The organism is Marinomonas epiphytica (assembly GCF_054780655.1).
The window spans coordinates 149862-173326 of record NZ_BAAGVX010000026.1; the positions used below are offsets into that span (position 1 = coordinate 149862).

The 23465-nt window shown below is 45.8% G+C and carries 15 protein-coding genes; 5 read left to right on the forward strand and 10 right to left on the reverse strand.

Annotated features, from left to right (window positions below; genetic code table 11):
* Positions 1–33: 33 nt before the first annotated feature.
* Together ACYVGZ_RS05840 and ACYVGZ_RS05845 are read right to left on the reverse strand one after the other, a co-directional pair.
* Positions 34–846, reverse strand: a complete 813-nt coding sequence (locus ACYVGZ_RS05840; RefSeq protein WP_460752530.1) for an alpha/beta hydrolase — start codon at positions 844–846, stop codon at positions 34–36.
* Between the two features lies 1 nt (position 847).
* A complete protein-coding gene (locus ACYVGZ_RS05845) occupies positions 848–1969 on the reverse strand; it encodes a Zn-dependent alcohol dehydrogenase (RefSeq protein ID WP_460752532.1) in 1122 nt (373 codons plus the stop codon).
* A gap of 207 nt (positions 1970–2176) precedes the next feature.
* On the opposite strand from ACYVGZ_RS05845, the gene ACYVGZ_RS05850 reads away from it, so the two are divergent.
* Entirely contained in the window at positions 2177–3061 is an 885-nt protein-coding gene (locus ACYVGZ_RS05850) for a helix-turn-helix transcriptional regulator (RefSeq protein ID WP_460752535.1), read from the forward strand.
* A gap of 84 nt (positions 3062–3145) precedes the next feature.
* Positions 3146–3982, forward strand: coding sequence for a phytanoyl-CoA dioxygenase family protein (locus ACYVGZ_RS05855; RefSeq protein ID WP_460752538.1), 837 nt, complete (start codon positions 3146–3148; stop codon positions 3980–3982).
* A 96-nt stretch (positions 3983–4078) separates the two neighbouring features.
* Here the strand turns inward: ACYVGZ_RS05855 and ACYVGZ_RS05860 are convergent, their stop codons facing one another.
* From ACYVGZ_RS05860 to ACYVGZ_RS05895, 8 genes are all read right to left on the reverse strand, one after another.
* On the reverse strand, positions 4079–4984 hold the full coding sequence (locus ACYVGZ_RS05860) for a response regulator (protein ID WP_460753724.1): 906 nt from the start codon (positions 4982–4984) through the stop codon (positions 4079–4081).
* Positions 4974–8453, reverse strand: a complete 3480-nt coding sequence (locus ACYVGZ_RS05865; RefSeq protein WP_460752541.1) for a hybrid sensor histidine kinase/response regulator — start codon at positions 8451–8453, stop codon at positions 4974–4976. Before ACYVGZ_RS05865 ends, ACYVGZ_RS05860 begins: the two co-directional genes overlap by 11 nt.
* A 215-nt stretch (positions 8454–8668) precedes the next feature.
* Positions 8669–10030: a DEAD/DEAH box helicase gene (locus tag ACYVGZ_RS05870; RefSeq protein WP_460752544.1), complete on the reverse strand. Its 1362-nt coding sequence runs from the start codon at positions 10028–10030 to the stop codon at positions 8669–8671.
* Positions 10031–10153: 123 nt separating this feature from the next.
* A complete protein-coding gene (locus tag ACYVGZ_RS05875) occupies positions 10154–11035 on the reverse strand; it encodes a transglutaminase family protein (RefSeq protein WP_460752547.1) in 882 nt (293 codons plus the stop codon).
* Complete coding sequence (locus ACYVGZ_RS05880; RefSeq protein ID WP_460752549.1) at positions 11032–13614, reverse strand: circularly permuted type 2 ATP-grasp protein; 2583 nt, start codon at positions 13612–13614, stop codon at positions 11032–11034. Before ACYVGZ_RS05880 ends, ACYVGZ_RS05875 begins: the two co-directional genes overlap by 4 nt.
* Positions 13615–13641: 27 nt before the next feature.
* A complete protein-coding gene (locus ACYVGZ_RS05885) occupies positions 13642–16998 on the reverse strand; it encodes a transglutaminase family protein (protein ID WP_460752552.1) in 3357 nt (1118 codons plus the stop codon).
* Positions 16995–17939, reverse strand: a complete 945-nt coding sequence (locus ACYVGZ_RS05890) for an alpha-E domain-containing protein (protein ID WP_460752555.1) — start codon at positions 17937–17939, stop codon at positions 16995–16997. Before ACYVGZ_RS05890 ends, ACYVGZ_RS05885 begins: the two co-directional genes overlap by 4 nt.
* 1 nt (position 17940) lies before the next feature.
* On the reverse strand, positions 17941–19395 hold the full coding sequence (locus ACYVGZ_RS05895) for a circularly permuted type 2 ATP-grasp protein (RefSeq protein ID WP_460752558.1): 1455 nt from the start codon (positions 19393–19395) through the stop codon (positions 17941–17943).
* Between the two features lie 271 nt (positions 19396–19666).
* On the opposite strand from ACYVGZ_RS05895, the gene ACYVGZ_RS05900 reads away from it, so the two are divergent.
* From ACYVGZ_RS05900 to ACYVGZ_RS05910, 3 genes are all read left to right on the forward strand, one after another.
* The gene (locus tag ACYVGZ_RS05900) at positions 19667–20860 is read left to right on the forward strand and encodes an FAD-dependent monooxygenase (RefSeq protein ID WP_460752561.1); all 1194 of its coding nucleotides are present in this window, start codon (positions 19667–19669) and stop codon (positions 20858–20860) included.
* Positions 20861–21088: 228 nt separating this feature from the next.
* Positions 21089–22405 (forward strand): Na+/H+ antiporter NhaC family protein, encoded by a 1317-nt coding sequence (locus ACYVGZ_RS05905; RefSeq protein WP_460752564.1) that lies wholly within the window; start codon positions 21089–21091, stop codon positions 22403–22405.
* A 130-nt stretch (positions 22406–22535) separates the two neighbouring features.
* Positions 22536–23444: a DMT family transporter gene (locus ACYVGZ_RS05910; RefSeq protein ID WP_460752567.1), complete on the forward strand. Its 909-nt coding sequence runs from the start codon at positions 22536–22538 to the stop codon at positions 23442–23444.
* The last annotated feature ends 21 nt before the right edge of the window (positions 23445–23465 follow it).

Genomic DNA, 23465 nt, shown 5'->3' on the forward strand with positions numbered 1-23465 from the left:
ATTTTGTCCTCGTTTTTGTTGTTATCTTATGACTCAGTGGTGCTTAATAGAATGCTCGATTTGCGTAAAATACAGCAGAGTATGGGCAATGTATTTATGCCAATAGTCCCAGCTGTGGCCTCCTGGAAAAGTCTGAAAGTTATGGTCAACTCCCAGCTCTTGTAGATTTTTATGTAGGTTTGCGTTGCCCTCATAAAGCTCATCTTCTTGGCCGCAGTCAAAGCGTAAAGGTGGTAAGTGTAAGCTGTTTACCTTAAACCAATGTAGTAAGTCTGACTCGTGAGGAGTAGAGCATTGATACGCCTCAAGGTCCGTATCGGTAAATTGTTGAATTTGTGGAAGCTGAGTAATAGCGGAGTGAGCGGAAATACCGCTGAAACGGCTGGCGTACTTTGCGCCTAAACGAAGAGCGCCATAGCCGCCCATAGATAATCCTGTAATATACAGTCGGCTTAAATCTGAGGCCGATGTCAGATTGCCTTTAACTGCGTCGAGCAGATCGTGCATAATCCACCCTTCGTAGTCGCCATTATTAAGGGTAGGTAAGTAAGCGGAACCATCTTGAAATCCCCCATCAGACGGCATCACTAAAATGAAGTCTTCAATCTGGTGTGAGCTTTTTAATTCCTCATAAACTTTATCGACCCCTCCTAATTGCAGCCAAACCCAGTGGCTGCCGTAAACGCCATGCAGTAAAATAATAATAGGGAGGTCTTTACCACTAGTTGCTTGCTGATACACAGACACATCATGACGTCTTTGAGTATACGAAGAGTGGACAGTCATGGTGGTCAGATGGAGGGGAGTATAATCTGGATTTGATACTTCAAGACGTTTTATAGCCACTTTATGCTCCTTGAGTCTCATCAAAAAGCACGACGCCTTTGGCTATTCGGCCATTCAACATATCGTCAAAGCCTTGTGATAATTCGTCTAATCGGTAGGTTTTAGTGACCAGCTCATCTAGCATCATGTCGCCTTTCTGATACAAAGAGAAAATACGCTGGAAATCTCGTTCTGGGTTACACATACCGTATAAGGGGTTAATGTATTTTTTGTCCCACTCAAATAGCTCACAATCAAAGTCAATACGTTGTTCAATACCACTGACTTGTACTGCCGTGCCTGCATTTCGTACAAGGGCTAATGGGGCTGATCCTAACGCGGGAATCGCTGTACACTCAAAAGCAAAATCGGCACCTATACCTTGAGTGAGGGCTTTAACGTCATGGGCAACCTGTTTGAAGTCCTTATCGTTAGGATGAGCAATAATGCCGTGTGTCGCGCCATACAGCTTAGCTTGATCGAGCCTAGCTTGGTTGATATCTATGGCTATAACTTTGGCTGCGCCACTCAGTTTTGCGCCTTGTATGGCGTTGAGTCCAACACCACCACAGCCAATCACACACACTGAGCTACCTGGTGTAACCCTTGCGGCATTTACTACTGAACCCCAGCCTGTCATGACGCCACAGCCAACAATGGCGGCGCTGGCAAAAGGAATGTCTTTGCTAATTTTGACAACGGCGGCTTCTTTCACCACCGTCAGTTCGCTTAAAGTGCCCAGGTGGAAAGAGCGTTCAATCGGCTCATGCAAGTGCGTGCTGGCTGCACCGTGGGCGTGGCCACTAAGGCCACAACCGCAAACAGGGGAGTTGTTGCTACAAAGGTGTAAATTTCCTTCTCGACACTGAAAGCATTGGCCGCATGGAATGGCCCAATTTAATACAACGTGGTCGCCAACCTCCACGGTGCTAACATTCTCTCCTACCGCAGTAACGACTCCCGCACCTTCGTGGCCGACAATAAAGTTTTTATTCCAATTTTGGATTGCATCCCAATCGGTATGGCATAAACCGCTGGCTTTTATTTGTACCTGAACTTCGCCAGCTGCTGGCGCGCCAACTTGTATGTGCGTGTGTTTGAATTCACCTCTACCGTTCGAAATGACGGCTTTAACCTCTGGCATATACTTTCCTCATTGGCGGCGAGCCAACCTAAAATGACTTATAGCATTGGATTAAAGCATGCAAATCTTAGTTTTTTCTGCCAGATGTTTGTCTCGAAATAACATATATTTGTGGTTTTAGATTTATAGTGTGGTTTTACCTAGAGGTTAAATATCTGTTATTTTTAAAAAAGAGCCATAAAGCTGCATTTATTGGAGTGAACAATAATGATAAAAACACCCACATACTGCGAGCCTTTTTATATTCAAGAAGGTTACCAATTTGAAGTTCATAAAGTGTCCTATCAAGCTGGTGAGGAATACTCCTGTTTCATGCACTTTCATGAGGTACATGAGCTTATTTTTTTTGATCATGTACAAGGGAGCTACATTCACTCACAAGGTGAGTCTAGCTTAGAGAACTATGATGTGGTGTACACACCGGCATTAGAAACCCATGATTATGAGCTACAAGAAGGCGCTAAATCTTGGACGATAGTGCAGTTTCTACCCGATTTCTTAGCCGAAAATGGTTTGCTCAAAGAGGCAGAGTTTTTACAATATGGTGTGCATTTGCGTTTAAATAAAGCGCAAATTACGAATATACGTCAGCAATTAGAATGGCTTAAAGACAGTTATCAGGAGAATCCTTATAGCCTGAAGAGCCTTACATTACTGAAGTTGTTGATTATTTGGTTGGTTGAGCATGCCCAGCCTGTGAATGCTCAGAACCATTACTTGGTAACCGCAAGTAAGGGGCACGAAAGGCTGGCGCCAGTCATTGAGCAGTTTCGTAGTCATCTCTATGTCGACCTCACTTTAGTGGAAGCCGCGGAGCTTTGTCATATTTCTCCTTCTTATTTTTCGCGTCTCTTTAAAAGCATATTCCATTTCAATTTTTCCGAATATACCGTGCGTCATAAGCTTTACAGTGCAGCTCGATTACTCACTCAGACCAATAAGTCGATCACCGACATAAGTTATGACCTGGGTTTTTCTACCCCTTCTCATTTTATTGCGTTATTTAAAAGGCAATTTGAACTGACGCCAAAGCAATATCGTAACGAGTTACTGGGAAGGTCTAGTCAAAAAATAGATAGTGCAAATATCTGATATTTTTAGACAGGATAACGATTTTTATTTTACGTCATAGGTCCTAATCTAATGGCATATTCATGACGTAAAGGAGAGCCGAGTATGGCAATTTTTGATGATCTAATGACGGTCTCAGAGGAGGCAAAGTCGGCTTACCATAAAGATGGTCATGTGCGAATTAATCAGGTTTGTGATCTCCAGCAAGTGGCAGAAAGCCGACAAGCAATTCGCACCGCTGTAGATGACCGAAAACAACAGTTGGCTTTGAAGCCCTTGGCAGAGCGGGACACCTACGGCAAAGCTTTCTTACAAATTATGAACCTTTGGCCTGATTACCCAGAAGTGGCCAAATTTGTATTGGCGAAGCGCTTTGCAGGGGTGGCAGCGCAGCTACTTGGGGTTGAAAAAGTACGTGTTTATCATGATCAGGCACTTTATAAAGAGCCTTATGGGGGGCTCACTCCCTGGCATCAGGACCAATATTATTGGCCTTTAGAGACAGATAAGATACTCACCATGTGGATGCCATTGATCGATGTCAGTGAAAATATGGGAACACTGAATTTTGCGAGTGGCACAGGTAAGGTAGGCTATCTTGGTGATATTCCAATTTCTGACGAATCTGAAGCCATTTTAAGTCAGCTCTGCCAAGAACGAGGCTTTGAGATTGTCAATCATGGCGACATGAAAGCGGGTGATGCCACCTTTCATTCTGGCTGGTGTTTACATGGAGCACATGAGAATCAGTCAGATACGATGCGAGAAGCCATGACCATAATTTGGTATGCCGATGAAACACAAATAATTCAAGACCCAGATGAGCAAGATCGCTGGAATAAGGGGCGCCGGGACGATATGACTCGTTGGCTACCAGATCGCCAACCCGGTGAGATGGCCGATGGGCGTTTGAACCCTGTAATAAGTCCATTTGAAGGCTAGTTTTTCCTTTTGTGAGCGTACTTCATGACTGTGTACGCTTACCTTCGAGAAGCTTCTATGTACGTAGGGCTTCTCTTTTTTTGTTTAAAACGTGCGTTATTCGTCGTTGGCTAACACCTTTAGGGCTACTCCCGCCGCAGCGGTTCGGTTTTCAACGCCTAACTTAGGAAAAACCTGCTCTAAATGTTTATTGACGGTACGAGGGCTCATATCCAATATTTGTGCTATGTCCCGGTTCGTTTTACCGTTTGCTAACCAGTGCAAAACTTCAGACTCACGCTCTGTTAATCCAAGTTGTTGTTTAAGTAAATGGGGACCGGTAGGACGTTTACCGTCTTCAAGCTTAAGCAGGCGTTCTTGCCCAGCCTGGTTATTGATCATTTTAACGCTGAGAGGGTATTCAAGCTCCGTTAGGCGAATCCGGCTGTCGTTAGCAGGTGACTGGCGTAACCATTGGGCCAGTTGTGGTGCCATGTGTTGGTTTTGCCAATCTTCATCTGCTTTGGCTTTGGCTAATAGGGCATAAGTTTGGGGAGTCGCCCATTCAATCATACCGCCATCAGTAACCGTCATGAGGTGCTGCCCTGTGCTGTCTAAGGCCAGTTGTGCGCTGTTAGTCAGGCGTGCATTATTCAAATGGACTTTCATCCGAGCGAGCAATTCGTTTGGCTTGATGGGCTTGGTGAGATAGTCAACACCGCCGGCCTCGAGCCCGCGCACTATGTCGTCGGTGTCACTTAAACCCGTCATGAAAATCACAGGAATAGCCGCAAGGTTGGCATCTGCTTTGAGTGCTTTGCAGGCTTCAAAGCCATCCATGTTGGGCATAATGGCATCCATTAGGATGATATCCGGGCGAATGCGCTTTGCAATCGTAAGCGCTTGCTTGCCTTCTAAGGCAACCAGCACATCCATGTTAGCGGCTTCAAGCGTGTCGTTGATCAAGCTTAAAGCATCAGGTGAGTCATCCACGACTAAGACAATGTCATTTTTAGCCGTCATCATGAGAGGTGTCTCCTTCGTTAGACATGGGCTGAGAGTTCTCTATTAAGTAGTTTGCCAATTGGTCAAATTGAAAAGCCTGATAGAAGCTTTCCAACTCTTGTTGGACCGGTTCGCTGAGCAGAGCCTCTTCGGCAAATTGCTGTAAACAACGGGCTATGCCTTTACGGTATCCCATTTGGGCAAAGGCAATCAATTCTCGAATACACTCATGGTCAGGAATACCTAAGGGGGCAGGTGTAGCAGCGGCTGGAATAACGGCTTGTGGCGTTGCTGGTGCAGTTTCTGGTGCTGTGGTATGGCTAAGAGTACTTTGGTAATGCCATTGCAGAGCAAGGTGCTCAGCAAGCGTCTTAAACAAGGTGACGTTGTTCACAGGTTTTACCAGGTAGTCATCAAAAGCAGCTTTTTCATCGTCTTGGCGGTGTTGTTCTTGAGCATCAGCAGACAACATAACAATAGGTACCTTGATACCACGCTTTCTGACGGCTTTGGCCAGTTCTAATCCACTTATACCCGGCATGGAAACATCCATCAAAAATAAATCTGGCTGAATTTTATCCAGTTGTTGTAGTGCGTCTTGCCCGTCTCGTGCTTCGTATACATTGAATGCAAGAGGGGTAAGTAAGTCCCCTAATAAGCCTCTGACAATGGGGTCGTCATCCACTATGAGTAGCGTTTTTCGTGGACCCTGATAGCCAACAATGTGTTTAGGCTGAAGGGTGGTTTTTTGCTCTTCGGGCACCCAAGGTAACATGAGGCTGACCTTAAACTCACTGCCAATTCCTAAATGGCTTTGAGCTTGTATGTCGCCCCCCATAATTTCAGTTAATAGTTTCACAATGGTCAGGCCAAGGCCCGTGCCGGGCAGATTGGCAGTCTGGCTGTTTCGTACACGTTCAAAGGGGTCAAAAATACGTGAAAGGTGTTCTTCTTCTATACCTGGGCCTGTGTCTTTAACGATAAACTCGGCCACCTGATTACGATAATGCACATGAAAGGCTACCTTGCCATGGCTGGTGTATTTTACTGCATTAGAGAGTAAGTTGATCAGTATTTGTCGTAATCGTTTTTCATCGGTCATGACGGCTTTTGGCAAGGGGTCTCTAATATTAGAATGAAACTGAATCCCTTTGCTGGTGGCCTGCATGGAAAACATATTGTTGAGCTGGTCAATGAGTGCCGGTAAGTCCAAAATATTGCGATTTAAGTCGAGTCGTCCAGCTTCAATTTTAGAAATATCCAGTAAGCCTTCAATCAGGTCTGCAAGGTACTCTCCGCTGCGTTGGATGATGTCCAAGCCATGTTGATGCTGGCGTGGGGTTTCTTCTTTCTCCGACAGGAGCTGAGCGTAGCCAATAATAGACTGTAATGGGGTTCTCAATTCATGGCTAATACCAGTTAAATAACGACTCTTAGCTGCATTAGATCTTTCTGCAAGCTCTTTGGCCTCTTGCAATGCTTTGTCGGTTTCTTGGTGGGCATCAATTTCTTTGGTGAGTTTACGCGTTTGTCTATTAGACTCCTTTTGCGCAACCACTCGGCTTTCGTGTGCCAATAGGAAGAGCCAAGCAAGCACACCAGAAACAATGAGTAAGGTAAAAAATAGGGTCCACATGGTTTGATGCAGAAGCGCTGCTTCCGAAACATTCTGTGGTTCCATTTGTCGGTAAATCAGGGCTAATAGAGCGCCGATCACTAAGTTAATGACAGCCAGTAGTGAAACAAATTGACCCAGCCGCGAGTTGATCATGCGCACGACTTTTTTAGACAGGAAAAGCCGCTGAAAACTAATGCTTTGCTGAGTAATACGGGCATGAGGTTTGCAGCTGTCTAGGCAGCGAACATCTAAAGAGCAGCATAGGGAGCAAATGGGCTGCATATAAGCAGGGCAATAGCTCATGTCGGCCACTTCAAAGTGGTTTTCGCAGATATCACATTTAAGGTTTTGCACAGACTCATTGGGCGATTTTTGTGCGGTTAGTTCAATGTATGGGATTAATTCAGGAGACTGCCTTGCAAGATAGTATTTGCCTTTCGTTAACCAAGCGATGAAGGGCACAAAGACAAAACAGCTGGCAAGGCTGACAAAGTGGCATAACGCCTTAGCAATCTCTCCAAAAGCACCTAAATAGCTCACCAATCCTAATATGGTGGCAATAATCATAGAGCCTGTGCCAACCGGATTAATGTCGTATAGATGGGCGCGCTTAAACTCAACATAGTCTGGGCTGAGTTTAAGGGGTTTGTTAATCAAAAGATCAGCAGAGAGGCAACCTAACCAGCTGACCGCGGCAATCGCAAAAACCCCCAAAATGGCCTCTAATGCCTGATAAATACCTAACTCCATTAAAAGCAGGGCAATCACCACGTTGAATACTAGCCATACCACCCGACCTGGGTGGCTATGGGTCAAGCGTGAAAAGAAATTAGACCAAGCAATGGACCCTGCATAAGCATTGGTTAGGTTGATCTTCATTTGGCAAATAAACACCATAACCGCTGCCAGAATGAGGGCTAAGGTCGGGGAATTCGTTAAAAACTGAAACACCTTTTGGTACATGTACGTTGGGTCGCTAGCCTGTTCGAAGGACAAACCTTGGTGATAGGCCAAGTAGGCTAAAAATGACCCCAAAAGCATTTTTATAGCCCCCATAAAAACCCAACCAGGGCCCGCTAGGGTCAGCCAAAACCACCAACGTTTTTTGTTCTCTGCGGTTTTTTGAGGCATAAAACGTAAGTAGTCGACTTGCTCACCAATCTGCGCCATGAGGGCAAACAGTACAGAGGCAGCGCTGCCAAAAAGTAGAATGTTGAAGCCATCACTGTGCGGTACATGGGGCAGTGAAAACTCTGTCCAAGCGTGAAACTGGTCGTATTCATTTAACACGACAACAAATAAGGCGGTGAACTGTAATACAAGCCAAATGAGCTGAGTAGAGCCTTGAAAACGACTAATTGCTCTAATGCCATGTGTCACAATTGGAATAACAAAAATGGCCGATAAGGCATACCCAATAGCCAGGGGAATATTAAAAAGCACCTGCATGGCCGAAGCTAAAATGGCCGCTTCAATGGCAAAGAAGATAAAGGTAAAGGTGGCATAAATGAGCGAGGTAAGGGTCGAGCCCAAGTAGCCAAAGCCCGCACCTCGGGTCAATAAATCGATATCAAGGCCGTGTTTGGCTGAATAATATGCAATGGGGAAGCCCGTAATGAAAAACACGGCCAATAGCGTCAGTATGGCCGCAACGGCATTAGTAAAACCGTAATTTAAGGTGACCGCAGCCGCTAAGCCCTCTAGTGCTAGAAATGCAGTTGCTCCAAAAGCAGTATGGGCAACCCGCTCTATGGTCATGGTATGTCCGTGTTTGGCGGTATAGCGCAGTGCGTAATCTTCTAACGTTTGGTCAGCAACCCACTTATTGTAATGGCGGCGGACCTTAAAGATTTTTTGAGAAGCAGACATAGCACTCCTAGAGTGGTATTTAATGGTGCATTGTTCCAGGCGCAAAAATACGTTCGCACTTATACTGTGCGTTATATGGTAGGCAAGCTGAATAAAAAGCCTATTTTAAGCGGGTCAGCATGCTAGTGGGCGTCATTAGCACCTTAACAGGCTAAAACTGAAGCAGACTTCGTGCCACTTTGTGTGGCACGAGATAAACTAAATTGGGTAGGGGGTTATTGCGGGCGCGGCTTGCGGTTTCTACGGGCAGGCGCAAGAGGCTTACTTCTTAGTCCTGGCCCTTGAGTAACATCGGCTTTAGGAGCAGGCTTCTTATTTTGACGAGATTTATGACTTGTGCCGCCATTAGTTTGTGCCCCCCCTTTCTGTGCTTGGTTGTTTTTGGGCTTCTTAGGCTTTTTCGGTTTGATAGGGCGCGTGTCTAGCTGGGTGTCAGGCAGCATGTGAGTCGGGAAAAAGTCATCTTCATAGCGGCGCTCAATGAGTTTTTGCGTTAATCGCTCTATGGCTTTTAGCTGCTCTAATTCGTCTGCACTCACTAACGAAATCGCTTGGCCATTCGCTCCTGCTCGCCCAGTACGACCGATTCGGTGGACATAATCTTCGGCCACATCGGGTAAATCAAAGTTGACTACATGAGGTAGCTGTTCAATGTCGAGGCCTCGGGCGGCTATGTCTGTGGCTACCAAAATTCGAATACGACCTTCTTTAAAGTCCGCTAATGCTCGTGTGCGGGCTCCTTGGCTTTTGTTGCCGTGTATTGCACTGGCCCGAATACCAGCGGCCTCTAGCTGTTTAGTGATCTTATTTGCGCCATGTTTGGTGCGAGAAAACACTAAAGCTTGTTGCCATTGGCCATCACTAATCAGTTGAATAAGCAGTTCGGTTTTACGTTTTTTATCTACCGGATGAAGCCATTGTTCCACTGTGACAGCGGTGGCGTTACGAGGTGTAACAGATATTTCTACAGGGTTATTTACTAGGCCTTTGGCAAGTTTGCGAATGTCGTCTGAAAAGGTAGCTGAAAACAGTAAGTTTTGGCGTCGCTTAGGTAAGAAGGCAAGGATTTTCTTAATATCGTGAATAAAGCCCATGTCTAGCATACGGTCTGCTTCATCCAATACTAGTACTTCTAAATGATCAAATTTCACCGCGTTTTGATTGTATAAATCAATCAAGCGGCCAGGTGTCGCAACCAGAATGTCGGCGCCACGGCGCAGGGTCATCATTTGCGGGTTGATTTTAACACCACCGAATACCACCGCGGATTTTAGCCCCAAATATTGACCATATTCACTGACACTCTGGCCTACTTGCGCAGCCAGTTCACGGGTTGGAGTGACCACAAGAGCTCTAACTTGGTTGTTGCCAGCTGGAATACCTTGGCTTAACTTTTCTAATAATGGGAGCGTAAAGCCAGCGGTTTTGCCTGTACCCGTTTGTGCTGCGGCCATGACATCTTGGCCTTCCAATACGGCTGGTATGGCTTGCGCTTGGATGGCAGACGGGGTGTGATAGCCTAATTCGTTAATTGCTTTAAGAATGTCGGCAGAAAGGCCAAGGGTGTCAAAACTCATAGTGTGTCTCATTTGATCATTTAATAAGGGGCAGGGGAGTCGCCCCATGTGCATGGCGGGGAGCTTACCCTATATCGAATCCACATGCCATGTAATGTTCAGCTAGTTAAAAAGGGCGGTAGCTTAAAGGCGGCGTACATCAACAGATACGGAAAGTTGCTGGCTACTCCCCCCTTCAAAAATAACCCCTTGTAGTGGTGTGACATCAGCATAATCGCGACCCCAAGCCGTTACTATGTGCTGGTCACTGGGCATGATGTCATTGGTAGGGTCAAACTCAACCCAGCCGAGAAAAGGAATGTAAACCGCAAACCAAGCATGGGAGGCATCTGCCCCGACAAGCTTTTCTTGTCCTGGTGGTGGCAGGGTTTCTAAATAACCACTCATATAGCGGGCCGGTAAGCCAACGGAGCGTAAACAACCAATTGCCAAGTGTGCGAAGTCTTGGCAAACGCCACGGCGTTGTTCTAAAACCTGCTCCAGTGGTGTGGCTACCGTGGTGGCGTTAGGGTCGAAAGTGAATTCTGAGAAAATTTTGTGGGTAAAAGCCAAAGCCGCGGTTACCACCGTTTGGTCATCACGAAATGTCTCTTGAGCATAGGCTTTCAGGGTGGCAGATGATTTTACCTGATCAGAATCAAGTAAATACTCTTTGGCAAGGCGCAGCTCTTGTGTGTCTGGGGCTGCCAACATAGCACGTAATTCGCCGCAAGTAAGAGTGCTGGCGTTAAGTGTGTCTTCTGTGTTTAAAGGTTCTATATCGAAATCGGTTTTGACATCAATAACGAGCTTTCTATGTGCTTCTTGAATAGAGAAATAAAAGGTCTGATTGCCAAAGTAATCAATGCCACTGCTTTGATACACGGGCGGTGGGTTGATCTGCATTTTTTGATTAAAGCAGGTCTGATTGTTTGTATCACGAGGTAACAAATGAGCCATGTTGTAGCATAAACTCACCGGCGCACTGTAAGTGTATTCGGTGATATGGCGAACTCGGTATCTCATACTGTGATCTCCAAAGTGCTCTTGATAAGCGGTTGTGGACCAATTGTATGGTCAAAATACTTATCGCTAATTTGCACGGTAAACTCTTCTAGCTGTTCAAGTAATTGAGTCATTAAAATGTCCAATTGAAGGCGCGAGCCAGTCGGACCGTCAACTTTTGCCAGTGCTTCTAGGTCAGCCAGTTGGACATCATTTAATGACTTAATAACCGAACGGCTTTCAGGGCTGAGTCCTGCTCTGCTGGTTTCGTTACGCGGCAATTGTTGAATGTAGGTTTGCAGTTGCTGAATTTGATAAATTAATGATCTAGGGTTTGTTTCGTCAATCATCATTAGGTCTAGCCCATAGGCGATACGAGCTTTGTTGCGGTAACGACGGCGGAATGATATCAACGCCTCTACACTCAATAAAACGGATTCTAAAATCTGTTGCTGTGGCGCATCAGGTAAGGGTTGAGTGAGCGCAGACTTAAGCAGTTTGGCCGTTTGAATAGCTCGTTCTGCTCGGCGGCCAATTTCTTGGAAGGTCCAGTCTAGCCCACGTAACATGCTTTCATGGTTCAGCCCGGATAGAGCTAACAAGGAAGTCACCAGATTATCTAGCGATTCCTCAGGAGCATCTGGTAAACCATTGGTGTAGGCACGATCTAAGTCATGAATGTGATCACGTAACTCGTTCATAATGATTCGAGTATCCGCTGAGAGCATTTCTTTAACTTGTTCACTACAGCCCAACATGGCTTGTAGGTTGGCTTTGATGGAGCCAGGTCTGCTGCCGTCAGTGATGATGGAAACCAGTTCACTGTCAGGGTTGTCGAACATGTCTTGATCGGCTTCTAAAAAGCCGGGTAAGCAGCCGGTTTGCTCCGACGCCATTTCCAGTAGAATTTGCTTACTTTCGACTGGCAGTGGGTCAACGCCATTCATTTGTTTAAACACAGTGCGTAATAAGCGCATGCTGATTTCAGCTCGCTCTGCGTAGCGCCCCATCCAAAATAAATTCTCGATGACACGACTAGGTAAGTTTGTTTGTAGGGCGTCGTCTTGCAGCAATACTTGGTCATCAATCAAGGAGACTTTCGCTTCCTGCTCTGTTGATATCACCCAGGTGTCTTTACTCTTAGATTGAGACAGGTTGGACACGATTTCTTCGTCTTCAGAACTACCAACGCGGCTCAGGCCACCTTTCATGACCGTATAGCTGTCTTCATTAGATACCGCAAAGGCTCTAAGTAGGCTTGGTCGTGCGGTTAGCTGATTGCCATCCCAAATTGGCACCATTGAGCCTGGTACATAGCTCTGGGCAACGTATAAATGGGGAGTGGCTTTGATTTTCGATATGATGTCTTGGGTGCTGCTGGCATCGAGAGTATGCCCATAAACACTGCCGTTTACTCTGCTGCGTAAGGCCGGTTTAATAATCAACTGATGAATATTTGCTAGGGTGTAGTCTAGGTCTGCGCTATCGCCGCACCACCAGGTATCAACCGCGGGTAGCTGAGGGGCTTCAGACATTAAAAACTGGCTAATGGCTGGTAAGTATTTGAGTAACGCTGGCGCTTCTAACAGGCCGCTGCCAAGAGGGTTGGCGATGGCAACATTACCAGCTCGGGCTACTTCTAATAAACCAGGTACGCCTAAAAAGGAATCGGCTTTCAGCTCTGCTTGGTCACAGTAGATATCTTCTACGTGGCGCAAAATGACATCGACCTTTTCTAAACCGTGTAAAGATTTCATCCACACGGCACCATTACGCACCGTTAAGTCACTGCCTTGTACCAATGGAAAACCAAGAAAGTTTGATAAATAGGCTTGTTCGAAATAACTATTGCTGTATGCGCCTGGTGTTAAGGTAACAATGCGTGGGGTATCGGTCCAATCGCTTGCTAATTGGGTGAGCATGCTTTTCATGCTCAAAAAGTAAGAGGACAATCGACACACTTGGTTGTCACGAAAAATACTGGGGTTAACGCGAGAAATGACAGAGCGGTTTTCCAGCGCATAACCTGCACCACTTGGCATCTGGGTGCGATCGCCAATAACGATATGTTGGCCTTGTTGGTTTTTAACTAGGTCAGTACCGTGTATCAGCAATTGATGCTTACCAGGAGACTGGAGCCCGTGACATGGCCGTAAAAAGCCAGGGTGACTATAAACAATGTCGGCTGGAATGATGCCTTCTTTCACTAGATTTTGCGGACCGTATAGATCTTTCAATATAAGGTCGAACAACGTGGAACGCTGTACTAGCCCTTGTTCTAGGTTTTGCCATTGTTGGCTATCAATTACATTGGGAATTAAATCCAGCGACCAGACACTAGGGGTTAATGGGTCGCTGGATAAGTTATAGGTAGCGCCATCTTCCCTAAGGATACGTTGGGCACGTCGCTGGCGCTCAAGCATGCCATTAGTACCTAATCCTTTGATCCTATTAATAACGTTTTGCCAGTGTTCCCTTGGCAAACGAGCCTCAGTAAAGGCTTCGTCATAAGCGTTTACTGGGCTTTCATAAGAGAAAGACGTAGCAACAGAAGGGATGTCTTCTGTTGCCATCATCGGTTGATTAGATTGCTGTTGCATAGTGTGCCTGAATATTCAATGTCGTAATTAGAGCACAGTATACCTCTTACGCAGGTCTAATGTGTGAGGATATTCATCCATTGGCTCTTCTGCAGGTGGAGACATAGGTCTTGGCGTGCTGCCACTTGGCTGAAATGCTCTAAGGGCACTGAACGCAGGTGGTGGAGCAATGGGGCCTTGGCTGAAACCGTGATCCCAGAAACGGTTTACTCGCCGAGCTTCGGCTTCGTTACTGTTAACAGGTAAGGTTTCATAAGTACGACCACCAGGGTGGGACACATGGTAAGTACAACCCCCTACGGACAAGCCATTCCAAGTATCAATTAAGTCAAATACCAGTGGTGTATCCATGCCAAGAGTTGGGTGTAAAGCGGATGGCGGAGCCCAAGCCTTATAGCGCACTGCACCAACAAATTCCCCTTTGCGACCAGTAGAACGAATTGGTACACGACGACCATTACAGCTAAGCACATAACGCCCTTCGGTTAGTCCGCTCAATTTGACTTGTAAACGCTCCACTGAAGAGTCTACATAGCGTGCAGTGCCTGAGCCTGTGACTTCTTCCCCAAGAACATGCCAAGGCTCAATGGCCCAGCGCAATTCAATTTCCATGTCGTCAATTTGTTGGCGACCATAGTGAGGGAAGCGGAACTCTTCGAACGGCATGAGCCATTCCAACTTGAATGGGAAGCCGTGTCTTTGTAAATCTTCCACGACTTCTTTAATGTCTTGCCAAACAAAATGAGGCAGCATGAATTTATCATGTAAGCTCGTGCCCCAGCGTACCAGAGGCTGTTTGTAAGGCTCTTTCCAAAAGCGTGCCACCAAGCAACGTAGCAATAGCATTTGCACCAAAGACATATGGGGGTGTGGAGGCATCTCAAAACCGCGAAACTCTAAAATACCTTGTCGACCACTGGAGGTACCAGCAGCGTAAAGTTTGTCTATGCAAAATTCCGATCTGTGGGTATTACCCGTAATATCCACTAATAGATTGCGCATGAGCCGATCAACTAACCAAGGTTGTTCGACAAAGCCTTCGGGCATGTTTTGGAAGGCAATTTCCATTTCATAGAGGTTTTCATCGCGACCTTCATCAGGGCGAGGGGCCTGGCTGGTAGGGCCAATGAACATACCAGAAAACAGATAGGACAACCCAGGGTGATGTTGCCAATAGGTCACTAAACTTTGCAGCAATTCAGGGCGACGTAAAAGAGGGCTATCGGCAGGTGTGCGACCGCCAAGGGTTACATGGTTACCGCCCCCCGTTCCAGTATGACGACCATCTAACATGAACTTCTCTGCACCTAAACGAGAGAGATACGCTTGGTGATATAGGGTTTCTGTATTATGTACTAGCTCGTCCCAACTGCCCGCAGGGTGTATGTTTACCTCAATGACACCTGGGTCAGGAGTGATTAAGAATTTTTGTAAACGCGGGTCTTTAGGGGGCTCATAACCTTCAATCACAACCGGCAAATCAAGCTCTTTGGCGGTTGCTTCAATGCGAGCAAGAAGGTCGACAAAATGCTCTAGATGGGTGAGAGGAGGCATGAAAATATGCAGTCGGCCTTCTCGTGGTTCAATGCATAGGGTGGTACGAATGACATTTTTAAAAACCTGGTTTTTGTCTTTAATAGGCTTGGCGGTACGCTTATCAGGGCTGGCTGAATTAGCACTTAGCTCCTGAGGGAAGGTCATGTTTGCCAAAGGCTGTAGTGGGTCAAACGGGTCTCGTTCTTTCGGCTGCTCTTCTTCTACAATAGCAGGTAACGAATTTAGGGGTAAACGATAGCCCATTGGACTATCGCCAGGGATCAAGGTAATAACGTCGCTGCGCATTGGCCAGAGACTGCTTTGCCATTGATTGCTGACTGAATTAAATTCCAGGGGTAACAAATAGCCGGTTTCTGTACTCAAGCCTCGATTAAGCAGTTTGGCTAACCGGCGGCGTTCTAAGTCGTCTTTTAAATCGGCTTTAGTCGGGTCCGCATCAGCGGGTAAGGATTGTTCTAACCATAAATAATATAGGGTGTCTTCATAAGATGCTTGTAAGTATTTACTATCAAGCTGCATTATATTACATAGGTGCTCACCAAAAGATTTGGCACTTTTTATATTGTGTTTGTAGTCTTTGTCGACTCGGGCTAAGTAGTTTGGCTCTTGCCAGAGTGCTTGCCCGTCAGTACGCCAAAAACAACCTAGGGCCCAACGAGGCACTTCTTCGCCTGGATACCATTTGCCCTGCCCATAGTGCAGTAAGCCATTAGCACCAAACTCACTTTTCATGCGCAACAGTAAATCTTTGGCCAACTTTAGTTTTTCAGCGCCTAATGCTCCTGTGTTCCATTGTTCAGAGTCCATATCGTCAATGGAAACAAAGGTGGGCTCTCCCCCCATAGTAAGGCGCACATCACCAGCTTCAAGTTCTTTGTCTACGGCATAACCCAGAGCTTTTATAGTGTCCCATTCGCCTTCTGCATAGGGTTTGGTAACTCGTGGGTCTTCGTGAATACGAGTCACCACATTACTGTAGCTAAACTCACATTCGCATTCATCGATCAGGCCAGTGATAGGAGCGGCAGAAGCCGGTTCTGGGGTACAGGCTAGAGGAATGTGTCCTTCACCAGCAAACAGTCCTGAAGTCGGGTCCAGCCCTACCCAGCCTGCGCCAGGTAAATAGACTTCACACCAGGCATGCAAATCTGTGAAGTCTTCTTCTGGGCCGGAAGGGCCGTCTAATGCTTTGACATCGGCGGTTAATTGCACCAAATAGCCAGATGCAAAGCGCGCTGCAAGACCTAAGTTACGGAGGATCTGCACCAATAGCCAAGAGGTGTCACGGCATGAGCCTTTATTGAGTGTGAGGGTTTCTTCACAAGTTTGCACGCCGGGTTCTAGGCGTATGCCGTAGCCTATTTCACTGGCTAAACGTCCGTTAATTTCAACCAGAAAATCGTTAATGGGCTTTTTAGAACGCTCCACACTGGCCAGCCATTTGTCTAAAAGAGGACTTGACTCGGTGACTGCTAGGTAGGGTTCTAGCTCTTTTTTAAGGTCTTTATCGTAACTGAATGGGTAGTTTTCAGCGTAACTTTCTACAAAGAAGTCAAAGGGGTTGATCACGGTCATATCTGCGATCACTTCAACCATAAACTCCAACTTGTTTGTTTTTTCAGGGAAAACCAAACGTGTTTGAAAGTTGCCAAACGGATCTTGTTGCAAGTTTACAAAATGATCGTTTGGGGTCACTTTAAGGGAATAACCATGAATTTTGGTGCGTGAATGGGCCGCAGGGCGCAGACGTAAAATATGCGGTGCGACATTGATAAAGCGATCAAACTCATAAGTAGTTTTATGCTGTATCGCAACTCGAATGGTCATGCTGCGTCTCCTTGGCGGAATTGGAACCAGTTCTCAGTGATCTTAAAGCTGATGTCGATAATATCTAATTGAATGTCGTTCAGGTATTCATGGAAATTCTCATCCAAGTCTTCTGAGCCGTTTATTTCATAATAACGCTTATTTAATTTGTCGATATTAGCAGCAATCAGGCCCGCTCTAGGGAGCTTGCTCGCAGCGTCTCGCATTTGTTCAAGGCAATAGCCCAGGCTGCGTGGGAAGCAAGGGTCTCGTAATAAGAAAGTAACCGTTTTGGCGCCATTAATGGCCGTTCGTACCGTTCTGCGGTAATCCAAGTACGCACTTTGAGATTTCAATACTTTAGACCAGACAACCTGGCCAAGTAACACGCTTTCTTCTTTATCCGCTTCCATCATAATGGATAGGGCGGCGTCTAGGATTCGGGTGTTCATGTCAGCGCGTTCTAGGTAGCGCCCTAAAATAAGAAAGTGCCAGCCTGCATCACGGCTCATAGCGCCTGCTAATAGGCCAATGATTTTCTGGCATCCTTCAATTACGGTATTCAGGAAGTCGTGTCGGGCTGAACGGTTGATACCCTGTTTAATGTTGTTACGGGCGTATATGTCCAGTTCGTTTATTAGCTCCCAAGTTTCTTTGGGCACCACATCCCGAGAGGTGCGAATGTTTTCGCGTACCATTTTTAAAGACGACAACATGGAGCTTGGATTACTGTCATCGGCCAACAAAAATTTTACGACATTGCGTTCGTCCTTGTTTTTGTACCTTTGCTCAAAGAGCTCAACGCCACTGTTGATTTCAATTAGGTTGTACCAGGTAACTTGCACGTCCCGTGGTAAATCAAATAAAAGATCGTCATAAACACTGACTAAACGGGCTGTGTTTTCCACACGTTCTAGGTAACGTGCACTCCAAAATAAGCGTTCGGCTACTCGTGATAACATGTTACTTGCCCTCCGTTTCTACTATCCAAGTGTCTTTACTACCACCCCCTTGTGACGAATTAACGACTAAAGAGCCTTTTTTCATGGCGACTCGCGTAAGCCCACCTGTCGTCACAAAGGTATCCTTCGCTTGAAGAATAAAAGGGCGGAGGTCTAGGTGGCGGGGTTCAAGATTGCCTTGGGAAATTAAAGTGGGGGCTGTTGATAGTTTCAAAGTGGGTTGGGCGATGTAGTTGCGAGGATTCTTTTTAATGAGATCTGCAAATAAAGCTTGTTCTTTTTTCGTAGAATGAGGGCCAACTAACATACCGTAACCGCCAGATTCATTAGCCGGTTTCACCACCAGTTTATCTAGATTGTCCAAAACGTATTTTTGCTGTTCTGGGTCATCGCATAGGTAAGTGTCTACGTTTTTTAGAATAGGTTCTTCATTTAAATAGTAGCGAATGATTTCTGGTACATAGGCATACACGACTTTGTCGTCAGCAACCCCTGCGCCGGGCGCATTGGCTAATGCAACATTGCCTTCACGCCATGCTCGCATGAGTCCAGGCACGCCCAATACAGAATCTGGGTTAAAGGCTTCAGGGTCTATGAACAGGTCATCGATACGACGGTAAATCACATCTACGCGTTCCGGCCCATTAATGGTCTTCATGTAGACGCAGTCATCAGTGTCGACAAATAAATCGCTACCTTCTACTAACTCGGCACCCATTTCTTGCGCTAAAAAGGCATGTTCAAAGTACGCTGAGTTATAAATGCCCGGTGTCATAACGACAATTTCAGGGCTATCGGTCTCTCGCGGAGAAAGGGAAGCTAATGTGTCGAAAAGCTGAGAGGTATAGGAATTTACGGGCAAAATATGGTCGTTTTCGAATAGCTCTGGCAACACTCGCTTAGTAATAGCGCGGTTCTCTAACATGTAAGAAACACCTGAGGGGACTCTTAGGTTATCTTCCAGTACATAGAAATCGCCTTTGTCATCGCGCACTAAATCAGTACCACAAATATGTGCCCATACACCGTAAGCGGGTGAAACCCCAACGCATTCAGGGCGAAAGTTTTTGGATTCTTTAATGATGTGCTCTGGGATGATGCCATCTTTAATGACATTTTGGTCGTGGTAGAGGTCGTCGATGAAAAGGTTGAGTGCTTTGAGTCTTTGCTTTAGGCCTTTCTCTGCGACTCGCCAAGCTGAGGCTTCAATGGTTCTGGGGATAATGTCGAAGGGCCATGCTCTGTCTATGTTGCCTTCTTCTGTGTAAACCGTGAAGCTAATGCCCATTTCTTGGATAGTGGCCTCTGCTGCTAACCGCCGTTTTTCAAGTTCTTCATCTGTTAAGCTGTTGAGGTAATGAAAGAGTTGTTTGGCGGGGGGCCTAGGCAGGCTCTCTGAGTCGATTAACTCATCGAAAAAGCCATTAGATTGATATTGGTTTTGTAAATGATCCATGTTTACCTCGCTTTTTTGCAAACTGGGTGTGGTTTATCTTGATACTGATCAGATAACCTATTTATTATTTTCCCTGTTTTTCTGGTCGCGCTTTCATAATGTCTTGAAGCGACTCTAATAATCAACTAATAAAACACACAAAATATATTTAATTTGTTACAAAATAAGAGCAAATTTTGCGCCAAAGCAACAAATAAAAGCTCAATTGATACAAACTGAGAGTGTTGCCATTATTATGTACAGAACCTGTTAAAGGCTTAGGAGATTGTGATTGGATACGAATAGCCAGGTAATCGTAGTTGGGGCTGGAATAGGTGGTCTTACCTTAGCTCTAGCCTGCGCTCAGCAAGGCTTTGTGGTAACGGTTTGTGAGCAGTCTTGTGCCATAAAAGAAGTGGGAGCGGGCTTGCAGATGAGCCCTAATGCGATGAAAGTATTAGACGCGTTAGGCGTTGCAGCAATTCTGAAAGCGTCTGCTTTTGTGCCAGAGCAAGCCTCTATTCGTGATTATCAGTCAGGCCATTATTATCTTCAGTTGCCGTTAGGTGATGAAGTCGTGTCTCGTTATGGTGCGCCTTATTGGCATGTGCATCGCGCGGACTTGTTGAAAGCACTGTTATCGTGCTGTCAACGTTTAGGGGTGGAGGTTATCTTGTCCGCCAAACTGGTGGATTATCAAGAAACAACGACAGAGGTGGTGGCTCAGTTTGAAGATGGCCGAGAGTTAAGAAGCAAGCTGTTAGTTGGAGCCGATGGTATTCACTCAAAGTTGTGCGAGCGCATGTTTGGGGCACAGCCTGCTAAGTTTACTGGCCAGGTTGCCTGGCGTGGTGTGGTACCAGTAGAGCGTTTAGGTAATGTCCATGTGGCACCCGACGCCTGTGTTTGGGCGGGCCCAGGCCGTCACCTAGTCAGTTACTTTCTCGACGGTGGAAAACTCGTCAACTTTGTTGCAGTGGAAGAACGTCAGGACTGGCGTAATGAGTCTTGGAGTGAAGAAGGGGATGTAAAGGCGTTAAGAAAAGCTTTTTCAGGCTGGCATCCGGATGTTAGCGGTTTGCTAGAGCAAGTGGATCAGACGTTTTTATGGGCCTTGTATGGGCGAAAGCCATTAGACAACTGGTATAAAGGGCGTTGTGTTCTGCTGGGGGATGCTTGCCATCCTATGTTGCCATTTATGGCGCAAGGGGCTGCGATGGCGATTGAAGACGGGATGGCGTTAGCTCGGCATTTAGCGAAAGATAAAAACCAGCGGAATCCCACAGAGGCGTTTGCTCAGTATGAAGTAGAAAGAAAGCAACGTACTACGAAAATTCAAACGATGTCAGCCAATAATGCGAGCTTGTATCATATGAGTGGCCCGTTAGGGCTGGCGAAATTAAAAGTACTTAGCCAGCTGTCACGCTTCGCGCCAAGTTTAGTTCAAGGCAAGCTAGATCCTGTTTATGGTTATGTGTCAGTGTGACGCTATATAAGTTTAACTTCTTAGATTTTTGCTTTAGCGAGAGTTTTGTTATATCGAATTGCTTCCTCTTCATGACTAATTAATATTAGCGAGATTTTCTGAGATTGATTATCATCGCTGCGAATTTTAAGGCTGACCTTCGTTATTGTTGTCTTACTCTCTAAATAAAGCACTTTGCCAAAAGCGAGGTGCTTTTTGCTTTTATATAATCAGGAATTAGCAAAAATCATGACTTCTAAATCTCCGCTAGCGCTTTTACCGCTGGCTTTATTCCTTGTTCTTTTTGTTGGCAGCGGACTTTGGTATCAATCCCAAGGTGTGGATTTTGCCTTTTATCAAATCTCTGCCCCAGTAGCCATTTTACCGGCTATCGCTCTGGCGATTCTCTTGGCGAAAGGGGCGTTGAATAAACGCATTGAAACCTTTGTAAATGGTGTTGGAGATAACACTATCGTCACTATGGTGTTGATCTATTTGTTGGCTGGTGCTTTTGCAAGTGTGGCAAAGTCGATTGGTGGTGTGGATGCAACCGTAAACTTCGGTTTAAGCATCGTACCTCCTAGCCTACTACTACCAGGACTATTTGTTATTACCGCATTTGTCGCCACATCAATGGGTACGTCAATGGGCACAGTGGCTGCGATTGCTCCTATTGCGATCGGAGTTGCGGAAGCCGCAGACTTACCTTTATTGCTTACCGTAGGTACTGTGATTGGCGGGGCAATGTTTGGTGACAATTTGTCAATTATTTCAGATACAACCATAGCGGCGACACGTACACAAGGTTGTGATATGAAAGATAAGTTCCGCATGAACTTCAAAATTGCCTTGCCTGCAGCCATCTTAACCATTGTCGGGTTGTTTTTTCAGAGTGAAAACGCGCAAATTACGGATGTCCAAGACTATGAGTTAATTAAAGTCTTGCCTTATGCCACAGTGCTGGTGTTAGCAGTAGCGGGTGTAAACGTCATGCTGGTGCTTTTCTCTGGTATTTTAATGGCGGGGTTGTTGGGTATGGCTTTGTCTGATGAGTACCACATTGCTAATTGGTCGAGTGATATTTACAGCGGTTACACCGGTATGCAGGAAATCTTAATTCTGTCATTACTGATTGGCGGTTTAGGAGCCATTATGAAATCAGAAGGCGGTTTAGACTGGTTGGTTACAAAAGTTGAAAAAGGTGCTTTGGCGTTAGGTGCAAAAGCTGGATCAACTCGTGCGGGTGAGCTAAGTATTAGTTTGTGCGTGGCTCTAACCAATCTATGTACCGCAAATAATACGGTTTCCATTTTGATTAATGGCTCGGTTGCGAAAAATATTTCAGACAAGTATCAGGTGGACCCTAAACGCAGTGCGAGCTTACTGGACATTTTTTCCTGTGTGGTACAGGGCATTTTGCCTTACGGAGCGCAAATTTTGTTGGCGTCTTCTCTTGCGGCAGTTTCGCCTTTGGATCTGGTGGCTTATGTCCAGTATAGCTGGGTACTTGCTGTAGTCGCTTTGGTCTCTATTTTCTTGGGTTGGCCTAAGGTTGCAAAAGCCTAATTGCTAATGAGCCTGATGATCTGCAGGAGTCGGCGGTAAGTTGACTCCTCTAGGTTTCCTTACTTTACAGATGTCATCCAACTAACACTTGTTGTTACAATGTTGCTCTTAATTGATATGGAGCGTCGTTGTGTCCCACCCCTCTAATATGAAAGCTGAATTGGTTCTTGTGCTGGTGACGTTGCTAGCGGCTTTTGGCTGGATTTTTTCGAAAGAAGCTTTAGCAGGCTTACCCCCCGTTTTCTTCATGGCCGTTCGGTTCATTGTAGCCGCCTTTGTACTTTATTTGGCAGGACAAAAATACTTTCGCAACTTAAAATGGTTAGATGTTCGTCAAGCATTGGTTGTTGGCGTGGTGATGGGCATCAGTATGACGTGTTGGGTTTTGGGGCTGGATAAAGCAAGTAACTTAGGCGTCGGTGCCTTCATTACTAGCTTAGGCGTAATACTCGTGCCCTTGGTAGCACGCTTCATGTTCGGTCAGAAACCGTCGCTTAATATTTGGGTAGCGTTACCCATTGCAATGGTGGGGTTAGGTTTTTTGGCATTAAATAATGGGCTTAACTTTGAGTTTGCTCAGCTATATTTTTTAGGCGCTGCGATAGGCGCTGCCTTTCAATTAAATTTACTGTCGCGTTTTTCAATGCAAATGCACACTTTAGTATTAACTACCTTGCAATTACTCGCTGCGGGTTTGTTTTTATTGGGTGTTTCTTTATTAATGGAAGACCTGCCGCATCAGGTGTCTCTAGACGTTGTTGGTTGGTTTTTGGCCAGTACATTGATTGCAACCAGTCTGCGCTTTCAATTACAAACTTATGGTATGAGCATGACACCGGTTAGTCATGCCGCTGTCATTATGAATCTAGAGCCTGTATGGACCGCTATTTTAGCCGTATTCTGGTTTTCAGAAGTGATGTCATTAGGGCAAGTTTTTGGTTGCTTGCTTATTTTTATTGCTATGTTGGTTAGCCGTTGGCCGCAAATTAAGTCCGCATTTAAATCTAACAAAAGCACCACCAATATTAATGTAAATTAAAGTAAATTCTATTTGTATCCT